Consider the following 14,399-nt stretch of genomic DNA (forward strand, 5'->3'; position numbering starts at 1 on the left):
TTTTAGAGGTAGGTGTCGTGGTGGATGATGTCGGCGTACCCGTCACCGGACTGCAGCGCGGTGATCCTGACCGTGTTGGTGCTCCCGGCAGGGATGGAGAACCATTGCCGTCTGGTGGCCCGTGCGGATTGGTCGAGGTTGTTCTGGTAGATGGCCCCGTCTTGGTTGTTGACTTCCACGGGTGCCTGCTGCCAGACCGGGGCAGGGTATTCGATCGTGCGGCCGGTGGAGTCGTGAAGGACGAATCCGGAGGGCATGTCCCCGACGATGCGGATCAGCGGGTAGGCGGTGGAGTTGCCTTGGTTCTCGATGATCGCTCGAGTGTTCGGATTGCTGGTTCCGAACGTGAGCACGCCCGGTTTAGGTCCGGTCAGGGTCACGGCGATGTCCTGGACCGCGTCGGTAACGGCACCGTTTTTGTGGTTGGTGTACACGGTGATCGTCATGGCCGTGTATCCCTCCGGGACGGAGATCGGTAGGCTGTAGGACTCCCAGTCGAGGCTGACTTCACGGGTGACCGGGGAAGCTAACAAGTATCCTGATTGGTCGGTTCTGCCCGGCCCGGTCAGGACGTAACGGATGGTGAAGGCCGATCTGGTCCGGTCGGCTTTGGCCAGTCCGGTCAGGGTGTAGGTGTTTCCCGCCTGGACCGGTGTCATGTTCACCATGTAGCTCGAGGTTCCGGTGCCACCGGTGAACCTCGCCGAGGGCCCGCCCTCGGGGGTGGGGTCTCCGGAGGTCAGCCCCTCGACGTACGTAACTTGATTACCGCCAGTCCGTGCTGGGGAGAACAGCGGGTAGCGTAGCCCGATCCCGTACCCGGCCGGGAACACCTGGAACCGCTGGGACTCTCCGTACAGGAACGGGTCGGCGGCGATCAGCGGGATCTGAAACTCCAACGTGTCCAGCTGGTGATAGGTGACCTTAATTGTCCCGTCGAGCTTCACCGTCGACGTCAACGCCGGACCACCTTCAACCTCATAGGTCAGGGTCCCGAATCCCCCGTCACCGAGAATCCCGGAGACGAACCTTTCGGCTATCGTCCGGGACCGCTCGGTGTCGAAGAACAGGTACCCCTCAAGGGTGATCACCCGCCCAGTCCGCACGGACGGTTCAGGAAACAGCCCGTGTGAGAGGGTCCGCTGCGTATTATCCGCGTGAACATCGACCCCACCGAGCCACCCGTCGAGCTCTTTAATCCACGCCTGGTAGTCGGCGTCGAATTCCTCGACGTTGGTCAGCGCCAACGACAGCCCGTCGCCCCACTTCAGCGTGGCAACCCTGGGCAGCCGGCCGTCGATGGTCTCCCATGAACTCATCAGATCAACCCTGCTTTCCTGTACTCGTGGGCCTGCATCTCGGTCATGCGCTGCATCATGTGCTCCGGGGACCGTTCCAGACGTTCCTGGATGGTGTAGTTATTTTCGATCTTCTGACCGTCCAGGGTGCTAGTCCGGACTTGCTCCGCCAGAGCGTGCATATCCGACCACTGAGGTTTGGACAACACCGCATCGGGTTGCCGGGTCTGGTGGGATACCAACTGCGCATGACCGGCGTTCTCCAACCAACCGCCACCGTCATACAAGAATGGTTTGACCAAGCCGCCACCGGAGTACCCGTGCCCGTGCCCGATCGCACCGAGCATGCCCGAGGCGCCATAGCGAGCTTTGGCGTAGCGCATCCCCGCGACCAGGGAGGCCAGAGGGTCCATCCGGTTATTCGGCAATGACGGGTCCCGGTAGGCATCAAATGTGGACGGGATGACCTGGACCAAACCAGCCGCCTCGTTACCGCCGGAGTTGACGTCAACGATGCCCTGCCGGGCGTTAGGGTTACCCCCAGATTCGGATTGAATCTGTCGGATCCAGGCGTCGACGTAGTCGTTGCTAGTCGGCAGTCCCACCCGTTTCAGCGCGTCCTTGACCTGTGGTCTCCACGCCTCAGCGGACTTGGACGCGGACACGTTCCCGTCCTCGGAACCACCGCCCCCGAACATATCGGAGATGAAGCTGACAGCACCTTCGATGATCTTCTCGGCCCCGCCCTTGGCGAAGTCCGTCATCAAACCGGCGCCGGGGATCTTGCCCAACAACGGGCGCACGAACTTATCGAGCATCCAGTTGATCAGCTTCGCGGCCCAACCGCCCCCATCACCACCGTCACCGCCGGGATTCTCGTAGGTCTTCACGCCCTTACCGGGCTGACCCCACGTCTCGACCAATGCTTGATAGTCACCGGAATGCGGCCAGTCTCCACCGGACATGAAGTGATCCATGACCGACGAGGAATCGTGCGAACCGGGATGGTCCAGGCCCAGGGCATGGCCCATCTCGTGGACCAGAACCCCGTCGACACGGTCGGCCGGGACACCAGGCGAGACCTGGATCGTATTGCCCGAGTAGTAGCCCCAGCCGCCGGAGGCTCCGTTGACGAAGTTGGATACACCAGGCCCGCCGGAGCCCATCTTCACGTCCAGGGCGGACCGGCCCATCCATGCTTTAGCTGCCGCTTGGGTGGAGGCTCCGGAGATGTTGGTGTTCTTGAACACCATTTTCCCGGTCTTAGAAGCCTGGGCCTGCATGGAGCCCCAGACACTAGTGCCGGGCCCGTGCGGTGGGACGGTTCCTGCGTAGGCGCCGCCGTGCAGTTTCGGTTCCCGTGTCTTCTGCGGGCTCGAGGGAAGGTCACCAGTCTGGTTGATGGTGTCCAGGTATCCGGGGTATTTCTTTTCGAACCTGCGACGAGAGGCCTTGTTGACGACATACTCGTCGGCGTGGACGATGCCGGCCGGGTCGTACTTGGCACCGGGGCCGGTGTAGCCGCCACTGGACCAGCCGACTCCGTCGAACTTAATCGGGTCGACACCGAACTTCCCGGCGATGTCGTTGAAGTGCTTGACGAACCCGTCTCGGATGACCGTGTTGATCACGAACGAGACAGGCTTTTTGACGATGTCCTGGACCTTGTCCCAGACGTTTTTGATGCCGTCTTTCGTCTTGCGGAAGAAGTCAACGACGGTTCCTTGGAGGAAGTCGCCCATGGGCTTCAGCACAGTGTCGCGGATCCAGTTCCAGGCGCTGGAGATCTTGGAACTGATGGCGTTCCACACGTCGGCGATCCGGTCACGGAGCCAGTTGAAGGCCGGGACCAGGACATTATCGATGAACCATTTGATGCCGTCCCAGACCGGTTTGATGATCGTGTTCCAGACCCACTGGACTTCCATGCCGAGCCCACGCCAAACCAGCGATACGACGCTCTGGAACCAGCGGAAAACCGGGACGAGGATCGTGTTGATGACCCAGTTGATGGCGTCCCAAACGGGTTTGATGATGCTGTTCCAAACCCATTGAATAGCTGTGCCGATGGCGTTCCAGACGGTGCTGGCCACCGAGCGGAACCAGTTGAACACCGGGACAAGGATCGTGTTGATGAACCCGTTGATCGCGTCCCAGACCGGTTTGATGATGTTGTTCCATGCCCAGGAAATGGCCGCACTGATCCCGTTCCAGACCGGGACGATCACGTTTTGCCACAGCCATGTAAAGACCGGGCCCAGGACGTTGCGGACGACCCACATGATCCCGTCGAAAATCGTCAGGATCGCGGCGACCGCGATAGCGATGACGATTTTGATCCCGGTCCAAACCGGCTGGATCACGTTGATGTAAAGCCAGTTGAAGACCGTGCCGAGCACGTTCAGGGCGGACTGGAACCACGGCAGCGCGACGGTGGTAAACCAGGTTACGACCGCCTGGATCGCTATCTGAATCGCGTTCCACGCGGGAACCGCGACGTTCTGCCACAGCCAAGTAAAGAACGCACCCACAGCTTGGATCGCTACACCCAGTGCTGGGAACACGGTGGTGGTCAGCCAGGTGATGGCTATGGTCAAGCCCTGCGCGATCCAGGTGATCAGGGTGGAAAGAATCGTGACCAAAACCTGAATGACCGGTACGAGCAGGCTGACGATGAAGCTGATCAGCATCGTGATCGGCGGCAACAGAGCGGTGATTACCTGGATCACGACCCCGAAGATCGCGACGAGTGGCGGCAGGACAGCCGAGACGAGCTGCATGAATACCGGCACCAGCTGGGTGAACAGTACGTCGACCAGCATCTTGATCACCGGCATCACGGCGATCAGGATTTGCTGAACTGCGGTTACTAGTGCCCCGAACAGTTGCCCGATCAGCGGCCCGACGGTGACCATGACGCCGCCGATGGCTTGCCCGATCCCGGTCACGACCGGCCCGAGACTGGACATAATCGTCCCGAACATTCCCCCGAGCGAGGTCTTCAGTTGGTCCGAGGTCGATATGGCCGAGACGATCAGCGAGATGAGCATGCCCCATGGACCGCCCAGGAACCGCAACCCGCCGGCCAGCTTCCCGAGAATCCCGTTAAACGGGATGAACTTGTTGACTACGGCCTCGATGGGTCCGGGCAGTTTCAGGGCGTTGGCGACCATGGCCCCGAGCCCGGCCGCGACCGGGGCGAGTGCGGCACCGATGCCGGCGAAGACCTGGACGGGCGCGGACTGCACAAATCCGGTGAACGCTCCCTTGGCGGTGTGCAGACCGTTTGCCAGTCGCTCCATGAATCCGGGGAACCCGGAGGAGGTGACTTGCCCGTCCGCGGCCTGCCAGGCGGCCCGGAAGGCACGGATTCCACCGATGAGCTCGTTCATCCCGGCGAACAGGGGCGAACCTGGGGTGATGCCCATGCTCATGACAATGTTCTGTGTCAGGTTGTTGCCGCCCAGCTGGGTCATGGCTGCCCCGACCCGGCCGATCGCGCCGGCGACGGACTCGAAGAACGGGGTGACTTTCCCGGCCAGGGCATCGGCTCCGGCGGTTAGGACGCCGAATAGGGTTTTTGCCAGCGGTAGGAATGGTTGGACCGCTCCGGCCCCGAGCCGGGATATGGCGGCTTTGAGGTTCGCGAACGAACCGGAGGTGGTTTTGCCCATCTGGAACGCGGCATCACCGACGCCGGACTTCATGGCGCGCGCGAACGTGTCGAAGTCGATCTTGCCCTTCGAGACCATGTCTGAGACTTCGGCCGATGTTTTCCCGGTTTCCTTCGAGAGGAAGGACAGGGCCGGGACACCGGCATCGGAGAGCTGGAGTAGCTCGTCGCCTTGGAGTTTGCCGGTGGCGGCGACCTTGTTAAAGATCGAGCCCATGGAGTTCATATCGACCCCGGCGATCGCCGCCGAGTTCGACACGGTTTTGAGTACGTCCTCGAGTTGCGCTCCGGGTTTGATGCCAGCGGCAACGGCTGCGGCAGCGGTCGAGGCTGCCTCGTTCAGCCCGTAGGAGGTTCCTTTGACCGAGGCGGTCGCGTTCTTCATGATCTCGTCGACATCAGAAGCTGAGTTGCCTAGGCCTGTCAGTTTTGCCTGGGCATCTTCGATCTGAATGGCACGGTTCAGGCCCCCGGTGACGGCGATCGCGCCGATACCGGTGGCGACCCCGGCCAGGGCCGCACCGGCTTTGACCCCGAAGCCGACCATGGAGTTGGCCATGCCGGAGACTCCGCCCATGACTTTCCCGGCGGCATTGGATGCCTCTGCGCGGAAGGTCGAGAAGCGGGTGGCGGCTTGGGAGACGTACCCGCCGAGGGTGCCCATCTTCCCGGTGACCGGTGATATTGCCGAGTCGGCGTCACGCATGCCGGTGACGAAGTTGCCGATACCGGCCCGGACCACTCCGAGTCCACCGGCGGCCTTGCTGAGGGCCCCGCCCATGGTGGAGCCGACTTTGGATACGGTTCCACCGAGGGTGCCCATCCGACCAGTCAGCGCTGACGAAGCGGCGTCCTGGGATTTTAGGCCGGAGAGGAAGTTCTGAGCCGGGGCTGCGGCTTTGTTGAACACGGTCCGGGCCGCACCACCGAGGGTGCCCATCCGACCGGTCAACGACGAGGATGCCGCGTCCTGGGATTTCAGACCGGATAGGAAGTTCTGGGCCGGTGCGGCCGCCCGATCGTAGACAGTCCGTACTGCCCCGCCCAGGGACCCCATGCGCCCGGTCAGCGCGGATGCTGCCGCCTCAGTGGAGGTGAAGCCGGCCGCCAGGTTCTGAAACGGTGCCGCGGCTGCGTCAAGGCTTTTGCGTGTGGTTCCCCCGAGGGTGCCCATGACGCCGGTGAAGCTGGACGCGGCGGCTTGTGCGTCGTTGAACCCGAGCCGGAAGGTCGAGCCCATCTGTTTGATCAACGCGTTGGCGTTTTTGACCTCGGCACCGAGAGGCCCGGTCAAGTTCATGGACTTGACTATGTCCGCGCCAAGACCGGCAACGAGTTTATTGGAGGCTCTCAGCCCATCGGACATGCCGCCACTGAGCTCTTTGGATACTGTTGCCCCGGCGTTCCGGCCAGCTTTCGCTGCCGGTGCCATGAGCGTCTTCTCAATGTTGCTTTGGATCCCTTGAGCGGAGGGGATGAGGGAGATGTACGCCTGGGCGAGTTCGACTTTGTCTGCGGCCATAAGTGGGCGCCTCCCTCAATATGTGAATGTGGGTGCACCAAAGAAGGCGGCCAAGACGTTCCGGGTGGTCCCGGGGTGTCTTGGCCGCCTTCTAGAGGTGTCGGTTTTTTATGTGTTGTGTTGTCGGGACGGGAGGGCGTGACCGTATTTGGCCAGCCACCTGTCACGTCGGGCTTGGTTACGCGCTTCGACCTGACGTTGATGCTCGTAGGTCGGTGGGGTTTCGGGTGCCTTGGGTTTCCGCCCGGATCCTCCCCCGCCTTGGTAGAGCTGCAACTGGCCAACGTGGAACAGGCTTCTCAGTGCGTGTTCGACCACGGTCAAAGAACCGTTGCCGCCGACTCTGCGCATCACGGCGGAGTCCGGTGGGAGGTTTTCCAACAGCACGGCGATCTTCCTGGGGGTGACTAGGCCGCGGTACATGTCGACAAGGTCGATGTTGCAGTACCGGTGCAGGTCGAATTCCAGGGCGCCGCCGTGGTGTTCGAGCGCGTAGAGAAGCCCGATTAATCGACCAAAGGGCGGACGAACTCGCTCAAGTCTTCGAAGAAGCGACGCATCTCAGTTTGTCGGGCCTTGCCCTTGCCTTTGGGGTCGTTTTCTTTCAGGTCCTCAATCAGGGTGCGGTACTGTTCCCCACCGAGCAGGATGCGCATTCCTTGGCTGACGCTTTGCTGCAGGGTGTCCCCGAATTCGAGGTCGTCCAGGTCGTCGATATCGATTTCGTAAACGTTGCCGCGCCAGTTGAATTCGTGGATGCTGCTGTCGACTTCTTCGGATGCTGTCTGCCGGTCCTGGGGCTGCTTCGCTCCGGCTTCTTTGGCGCGGGCGGCAGTGTTGGTGTTCTTGCGGGGTGTAGCCATGGTGGTGGGCCTTTCGAATATGTTGTTTGGCTGATACTCGTTCAGGTGGTCTCGATGGGTTTTTGTTGAGGGTGGGCCGAGGCCGGGGACCACCTATACCTTCCATGCCGTGGACAAGATTCCTTGTCGGGCGCGGATGGCCGGCCCCGACCCACCCGGTCTTAAGTGGGCGACAGGTTAGGCTGCTTTTTCGCCCTCGGTGTCGTCTTCACCGGCCGGCAGTTCAGGGGTCGTATTGGCCTCATCGTTGCCTTCCCCGTCGGTGCCTTCGGCGTGCTTGGCGTAGTCGGCATTGTTGGTGATCATGTAGCCGTCGCCGATGAACTTCGCCGTCATCTCGTAGAGGGACAGGTCATCGTTCTTATGGTCGAGGGTGCCGCGGTCGGTGATCTGGATGTGCGGCCACACGTAGATAACGAAGTTCTCGCCATCGGTGAACTTGAAGATCGCCCAGCAATCCAGGGTCTTCAGTGAGCCGGGAAGATCCACGATCGTCTCGTTCGTGCTGCCGGCGACCTTTTTCGGGGCGCCGTGATCCCAGTACAGTTCACCGACACGGACGGATTCCTCCAGTGCCTGGATGGTCGCGGACCGGTTGGTCTGGGTGATCTTGTTCTTGATGATTTGGGATCCTTGCAGGCCCTTGAACTCTTCCGAGTCAATATCGGTATCGAAGGGGACACCGTCTTCGGAGAGCCATCCGAGCGGCGGGTGGGTCTCGGAGAACTTGACCAGGTCGTTACTGGATCGGGGAAGCTGGACGGTTTGGTCGCGGTGGATACGTCCGAGCCAGACGTCGGTGTCGGAGTCGCCGTAGGCGCGGGCGTTGTCGGCGTTGCGGACGTCTACTGTTTCGAGAGTAGCCATGATGGTTTCTCGCTTTCTTGGATCGATTGGTCTGGTACCAGGGGTGGTGGCCCTAAATCAGTGGGTGGTTATGGGTGGCGTAGGACGAGGTTCGCGTTGAACGTGTACCGGGTCCGCCCGTCGGGGTCTGGCAGGTTGATCGGCATCGATGCACCGGTGGAGCGGATGAGGGCGGTGTGTTCGTCGTTGGTGAGCTTCTGGCCACGGTTGAATCCCCAGGTGAGGATGGTGGTCCGCAGGTCCATGGCTGTTTTGGAGGCCAAGGATTCGCGGTTCTTGTGCCAGGATTCGATGGCGTAGGTTTCGGTGCCGGTGACCCCGTAGAGCCGGTCGTCGCCGGTGATACGGAAAAGCCGCACCCACGCGGTGGCGGGTGCGGCTGGTTCGCGGGTGCTGATGATCAGGTCCGGGTGCGCTGCCGAGAGTTTCTCGATCAGGGCTTGTTCCCCGTCGGGCAGGTAGTCGAACATCGGTTCTGGGCTCACCTCCCCGCGTTGAGGGCTTTGGTCAACGCTCGATGTTTGGCCTCATCGGATTTGGCCGTATGGGTTGTTGCCACGACTTGGGCACGGGACCGGTCGTAACCTTCGAACGAGTCGGCTTTGAACCCTCGTTTGTCCCCGCCGGCTGCGGTCTGGATTCGTTTGGCCCGATCCACGAGGTCTTTCTTCAAATTCGGGTGTCGCAACAGCTGCCCCACGGCTTTACGGTTCAACACCACTTTCACGGGTTTGCTCACGGTTGCTGCTCTTCCCTCCTATTGGCGGATCGCTTCTTCAGCTGAATCACGATGTGGGATAGCCCAATGGGTGATTCCCACACTTGGACTGGGACGCTGATCTCCAGGCCGGGGATGTACTTGCCGGAGTTGAAAAGAATGTTGATCTCATCGGCCGAATCCAGGTCCGGCCCGAACCCGCCGTAGGCGACCCATTCGGTTTCTTCGGCCAGGGCCCGCACCAAGTCCTCAGACCCGCCTGCCGGTTGGACGTTGAACGATCCCAACGGGGATTGGACCATATGGTCGTAGTCGGGAATTTCTTGGCCGTGGTCGTAGATGGTGCCGGGTTTCGAGCGTGTTAGTTGTGCGTTGAGGAAGAACATCTTTAGGCCCTGTCCCCTCGCTGGATTTGGTAGTTGGAGACGGCTTGGGACCATTCCTCGGTCACGATGGTGGTCCCGGTGGCACCGTAGACCGCGCTCATCGCCCCGACCTGGATGGACTGGACGCCGGGGTATTGACCGACCCGTAGTAGCGCGGCCCAAGTGACTGGACCGGTGATCTCTTCCGGGACGGTCTCGAGCCCGGAGGAGAGGATGCTGACGTCGATCGCTTCCAGATTGCGGGGTGTGACGGTGTTGAATTCGAGGATTCCGCGCCGGGATACCCGCGTTTTGGTGGGTTCGCCGTGGATGGAGACTCGTTCGATGACCGGGTTCAGGACGGGTAGTTGCACGTATCGGGTCCCGGTCCCGTCGAGGATGAACTGTTGCGGGCCCGGATTGGTGACGGGGTGCCGGACGGCTGCCCGGAATCGTGAGGACGCATTCCGGCATGCTTCGATGACCCGCACGTCCTCAGCGGAGAACGTTTGGTTGTAGTAGGTGGTGGCGAGGTCAGCGACGATCTCCGGGTCGCACAAGTAGTCGTGTGTCGTCGTATCGGCCACTGACCTCACCATCCAATCTTTGCCGGGCGGTTTACGCCTCGGCGGTCTCGGTTTCTACCGGCTCGGGAGGTTTCCGGGCCTTGTTGGCCGGTCGCCGTTTCCGGGCCGGTTTCTGTTCTGTGTGTTCGTCGGGCTCCGGGCGCCCGCCGACCTTCGCAGCGTCGACGGGCTTGTACCGGATCCCGTTGATCACGACCATCTCGGTCATGACCAACCACCTCCTGCTGGGGTTTTTACTCGGAGTCGTCGCCACCCGCGTTGCCGGTGCCGGCCTCGGGGCCGGTGACCAACAGCGAGGGGTTGAGGATCCCGAATCCGGCGCGGAGCTCGGCCAGGACGGCGACGAGGTTTCGGATGAAGAAATCCGCGTGCGAATCCGTGGCCGTGATCGTGGCCTGCTCCCGGTCCCAAATGACGCAGGTGGACAGATCACCGAGGATGAACTTCCCGGTCCCGGACAGGCCGGGTACGACCACGCGAGGCCGACCCCAGATCGTCGCGGGTCCGGACTGCCAGGGGCCGGCGCCGAGGTAGCGGCCGGTGTTGTCCTTAAGCAGGTCCAGTTCTTCGTCGAGTTCCGGGGAGACCAGCGCGGCGGTGACGTTGCCGTTGCGGCGGGTGATCTTGGAGATCGCCTTACGCATCGTGCGGACGACGTCGCCGTCGAAGCTCTGGTCCTGCAGCCCGCTGGTGTTGAGGATGCCGTCCCATTCCTCTTCGCCGACAGGGTTGTCCTTGTCGCCGGCGAGGATGAGCCGCTCCACTTCCTCTTCCAGCCCCTGGTTGAGGAACGAGTCAATCATCGTGCGGATCTGCGCGGCGTCGGAGAGGGTCTTGCGGGTGACGGGCATCCAGTGGGCGACGGTGATGACCTCGGCCGATGCCTTACGGAAGGCCAGCGACGATTCGGGCTTGACACCGACGTTTCCTGTCGTCGAGGGTGCTTCCTTCACACCCTTGGCGTTGCTCTCGTTGCCGTCCTCGCCGGTGGGTACCAGCTGGGCGTACTCGATTTTGTCCGAGCCGGTGGTGCCGTTGGTGATGACCTCACGCAGCTTCGGCGCCACATACGGGTAGGGCACGAGGCCGAGCTTGTCCGGGGTGATCAGCGTCGAGGCGTCACCCTCGGTCTGCCCGGACGAGGTCAGCAGACCCTTCATGCCGCCGGGAACCTGGACCTGACCCATGGACAGGTCAGATTTCGACGGGATGCCCTGCGGGTAGCGGTTACGCAGGCCCTGGTACTCGTCGGATTTGGTGAAACGTTCGCCGAGCGACTTGAACTGGGACTTGAAGCTGCCCCCACGCTTGGCGCCGTTGAGGGCCTCCTCGTTGAGCTCACCGGCCTCTTCGGCCTTCAGCAGCTCACCGACCTGCTCGAGATCGCGCTTGGTCTTAGCCTGCTCAGTGGCCTTAGCTTTCTCGCCCTGCGCCTCACGGAACAGGTCACTGATGCTCTTACGTTCATCGTCGGTCAGCTCACGGGCGGCGGTCTCGGCGGTCGCGGCAATGTCGCGGGCCTTCTCGAGCTTTTCGACCCAGGGAGCTTTAGTTGCGGTAGCCGGCATGGCTAGTCCTCACTTTCATCTTCGGTTTCGGCCAGCGCGATCTCGATGTCGAGGCGTTGGCGGGTTGCGGATGCTGGCGTGGAGCCTGGGTCGCTGGCGGGCCCGCCGTTGGGGCTGGCCGCGTCCTCTCTGGCCGCATCCTGTTGATCCCCACCTGTTTCCGGTGGGGTGGTCTGTGTTTCGGTCTGATCCTCGACGCCGGCCTCGGGGGTGACGTCGAGGATCCGGCCGAGGGTTTCGTAGGCTTTCTGCAGCTGGTCTCGGGCTGTGCCGGCGAAGTCGCCGCGGCTGGTCAGTTCGGCCGCTTTCGCGGCCAGCAGCTCGGTTTCCTGGTTCACGCCGAGCAGGCATGGGCCGACCTCGTGGATCTTCAGCTGCCGCAACTCGTAGGCGTCCTGGCCCTTGTACTGTGTAGGGCCGCCGTCCTCGATGTCGAAGGCGAACGAGAACTGGTTGACGCGCCTCGATTTCAGCAGCCGGTAGATTTGGGCGGCCTTCGGGTTGTGTTCCTGCTCGTCCGGGGAAATGTAGCCGGTGATTTCCAGGCCCCGGTCGGTCTCGACGGCCTTGGACACGGTGCCGATGTGCGAGAACGGGTCCGCCCAGTCGTGCGACCAGATCACCGGGATCTGCTGGCCCTTAGCACCCCAATCCTGTAGGGACTTGGCGAAGGCTCCCTTACGGACGACGTCGCCGAACGCGTCGACGGTGTCGAACACGGAGACGATGGCTTTGAACTCGCCGTCGGCCAGGCCGGTGTCGGTTTCGTCCCCGACGTTCTCGACGGCGGTGTCGAAGTTCTTGGTGCGGATCATGTGTGTCCTCATTCCTTGGAATAGGTCAGTCGGCATTGGCAGTGCGCGGTCTCGGGCCCGGACCCGGTCCAGTCACCGGGCCAACGCAGCCCGTTGTTGAACGTGTCATCGACCGGTACGGTCTGCCCGTCCTGGGCCGCGTGCGAGGCCCGCGGATTCTTCGAGGTCGTGTGCCAGGTCTTGTGCGTGGCTTTGGCGGCTTTGGCGGCGTCGGCGGCCCCAAAGCTGGTTACTTCGGTCCCGATCGTGTTGATGCGCTTTTCAGCCTGCTGGTTCGCAGCGTTGAGGATCGCGGTCATCCTGAGCTCGACTTGCTGGACCCCGTTCTCTTGAACATCGCGCAGTTTCCGGTAGAGCCCGTCATCGACCAGCAGCTGAGCGTAGGATTTCCCGGCCTTGGACAGCCACCCGTATTGCTTCTCGCGGGCCCAGACGCCCAGGTCGGCGCCCAACTCCCCGAGGGTCTGCAACGAGGCTTCAGCGGCGACGTCGCCGAGATGGTTTTCAAGGATCCCGACGATCGCTTTCTGGTCCTCAGCCGAGAACGCGACCGCTAAGGCTTCGGCCATGTCCACACCGCCGTCGACGGTCCGGCCCGGAACGAACGAATCCGAGTAGCGGGCCTTCTCACCGGTTTCCCGATCGAAGCCAAGCCTGGAGGCAACGTCACTGATGATCCGATTCATTTCCTTGGACACGGCCTCGGTCATCGCCTCGAGCGCCCCTTGGACCGGTTCTGCGTCGAGGTCGGTGAAGGCCGCCTCGCCCTCATCGCTACTGTCAGCCTCGGTGTCGTCTGCGGTGTCAGCTTTGCCCCGTTCCGGGGCTGCGGCTTTTCCCAAACTCGACCCAGCTTCCAGATCCGGCAACGGATCCGCCGGGTCCGGCTCATTGGTCTGGCCCGTATCGTTCGGACCCGCCAGCCCGCCTTGGGTGACGTTCATTGGAGTGATCAACTCGTCGCCGCCGTCCACGGCCGGCCAGCCCTGTTCGGCACGGGCCTCGTTGACCGTCTGGATGGGCGCACCGACGGTGGTCTGGTAGATCTTCGCCCTGGTCGCCTGGTCGGTGCGCAACTTCGAGTCAACGTCGGCGCGGATCTCTTCGTCCGCATCGAGCAGATGAGCCAACCCGACGTTCAAAGCTTCTTGCGTCCACCGGATCAACGGGCCCAGGACATCCTGGTAGAGCTGCTCACGCAACGCCAGGATGTTGCTGTAGGTGCCTTGCCTGGCCCCGACCAGCTCCGGCGGGACGTGCAGCGCTTCGGCGGCTTCTTCCAACGCGAGTTTGCGGACGTCGACATACTGGGCGTCCTTCGGGGACACCGAATCCACGGACCGGTAGGTCATCCCATCCTCCAGGATCGGGGTGCCTCCGGCGTTGCCGCCGCCGGCTTTATACGTTGAGAATTCGGTTTTGAATCGACCCCACGCCTCGTCGGACCATTTCGGCGCCGTCGAGGGTCGCTCGATCACCGCCGGGACCCTGGCACCGTTGGAGAACAGGTCTGCCCGGTAATCGCCGAGGGCGGTGAGCTCGCGGGCGAGATCGTCGAGGGTAGCCACTGATGTGGATCCGTAACGGTGCTTACCGAAGATCGGTTCCGGGCCCATATCGAAGACAACGTCAGTTGTCGGAATGATCTCCGGCTCCCCGCTCTTTTCCGGCCAGATCGCCACGCCCTCATACCGGCCGAATCCGTCGACGACGGTCGAGAACCGGTTGCCTTTCAGTTTCGGGAATTCGTAGCCGCCGCTCCCGTCGGGCATGGCGAGGAATCCCCACCGGCCGAAAATGTAGAGGTCGTTGACCAGTGCCTCGATGAATCGACCTTGCCCTTGTTTCGGCCACGGCCGGTGCAGAGCCTGGTGGATCTTGCTGGTCGGATCGATCGTCTTACCACCGGACGAGTCGCCCTGGTAAACGTGAAAAGGGATAGAAGCGACAGACCGGGCGATAAACCCGATGACGGTCCGGACCGAGGGCTGTGTTGCCCACAGGTCGTAAGGATCCAGGCTCCCGGCCGGCCGGTAGTCCATGAGGGGTTGCGACATGGTCAGGGCCCCGGACTTTTGATTATCCAGCGAGATGATGTCGCCGTCGCGGATTCCGTGACCCAT

At 62.3% G+C, this 14,399-nt stretch carries 13 protein-coding genes; all 13 read right to left on the bottom strand.

The genetic code is table 11. The features are described from left to right. Positions 1 to 2 precede the first annotated feature (2 nt). Complete coding sequence (locus sake_RS09510) at positions 3 to 1,319, bottom strand: hypothetical protein (protein ID WP_178945898.1); 1,317 nt, start codon at positions 1,317 to 1,319, stop codon at positions 3 to 5. Continuing rightward, positions 1,319 to 6,493: a tape measure protein gene (locus sake_RS09515; protein WP_178945899.1), complete on the bottom strand. Its 5,175-nt coding sequence runs from the start codon at positions 6,491 to 6,493 to the stop codon at positions 1,319 to 1,321. Before sake_RS09515 ends, sake_RS09510 begins: the two co-directional genes overlap by 1 nt. A gap of 108 nt (positions 6,494 to 6,601) precedes the next feature. Beyond that, positions 6,602 to 6,916 carry a hypothetical protein gene (locus tag sake_RS09520; protein WP_178945900.1) on the bottom strand — a complete coding sequence of 105 codons (315 nt, stop codon included), beginning with the start codon at positions 6,914 to 6,916 and terminating at the stop codon, positions 6,602 to 6,604. 83 nt (positions 6,917 to 6,999) lie between these two features. Next, positions 7,000 to 7,356 (bottom strand): hypothetical protein, encoded by a 357-nt coding sequence (locus sake_RS09525; protein ID WP_178945901.1) that lies wholly within the window; start codon positions 7,354 to 7,356, stop codon positions 7,000 to 7,002. Between the two features lie 177 nt (positions 7,357 to 7,533). Then, positions 7,534 to 8,223, bottom strand: a complete 690-nt coding sequence (locus sake_RS09530) for a hypothetical protein (RefSeq protein WP_178945902.1) — start codon at positions 8,221 to 8,223, stop codon at positions 7,534 to 7,536. A 68-nt stretch (positions 8,224 to 8,291) separates the two neighbouring features. Then, a complete protein-coding gene (locus sake_RS09535) occupies positions 8,292 to 8,693 on the bottom strand; it encodes a hypothetical protein (protein ID WP_178945903.1) in 402 nt (133 codons plus the stop codon). 11 nt (positions 8,694 to 8,704) lie between these two features. Continuing rightward, entirely contained in the window at positions 8,705 to 8,962 is a 258-nt protein-coding gene (locus sake_RS09540) for a hypothetical protein (RefSeq protein WP_178945904.1), read from the bottom strand. After that, a complete protein-coding gene (locus sake_RS09545) occupies positions 8,959 to 9,327 on the bottom strand; it encodes a hypothetical protein (RefSeq protein ID WP_178945905.1) in 369 nt (122 codons plus the stop codon). Before sake_RS09545 ends, sake_RS09540 begins: the two co-directional genes overlap by 4 nt. A 2-nt stretch (positions 9,328 to 9,329) precedes the next feature. Continuing rightward, positions 9,330 to 9,893, bottom strand: a complete 564-nt coding sequence (locus sake_RS09550) for a hypothetical protein (protein WP_178945906.1) — start codon at positions 9,891 to 9,893, stop codon at positions 9,330 to 9,332. Between the two features lie 31 nt (positions 9,894 to 9,924). Further along, the gene (locus sake_RS09555) at positions 9,925 to 10,101 is read right to left on the bottom strand and encodes a hypothetical protein (protein WP_178945907.1); all 177 of its coding nucleotides are present in this window, start codon (positions 10,099 to 10,101) and stop codon (positions 9,925 to 9,927) included. Between the two features lie 25 nt (positions 10,102 to 10,126). Next, the gene (locus sake_RS09560; RefSeq protein WP_178945908.1) at positions 10,127 to 11,461 is read right to left on the bottom strand and encodes a phage major capsid protein; all 1,335 of its coding nucleotides are present in this window, start codon (positions 11,459 to 11,461) and stop codon (positions 10,127 to 10,129) included. 2 nt (positions 11,462 to 11,463) lie between these two features. Beyond that, positions 11,464 to 12,276, bottom strand: coding sequence for an HK97 family phage prohead protease (locus tag sake_RS09565; protein ID WP_178945909.1), 813 nt, complete (start codon positions 12,274 to 12,276; stop codon positions 11,464 to 11,466). An 8-nt stretch (positions 12,277 to 12,284) separates the two neighbouring features. Next, a complete protein-coding gene (locus sake_RS09570) occupies positions 12,285 to 14,399 on the bottom strand; it encodes a phage portal protein (protein ID WP_178945910.1) in 2,115 nt (704 codons plus the stop codon).

The organism is Kocuria sp. TGY1127_2 (assembly GCF_013394385.1).
Classification (GTDB): Bacteria; Actinomycetota; Actinomycetes; order Actinomycetales; family Micrococcaceae; genus Rothia.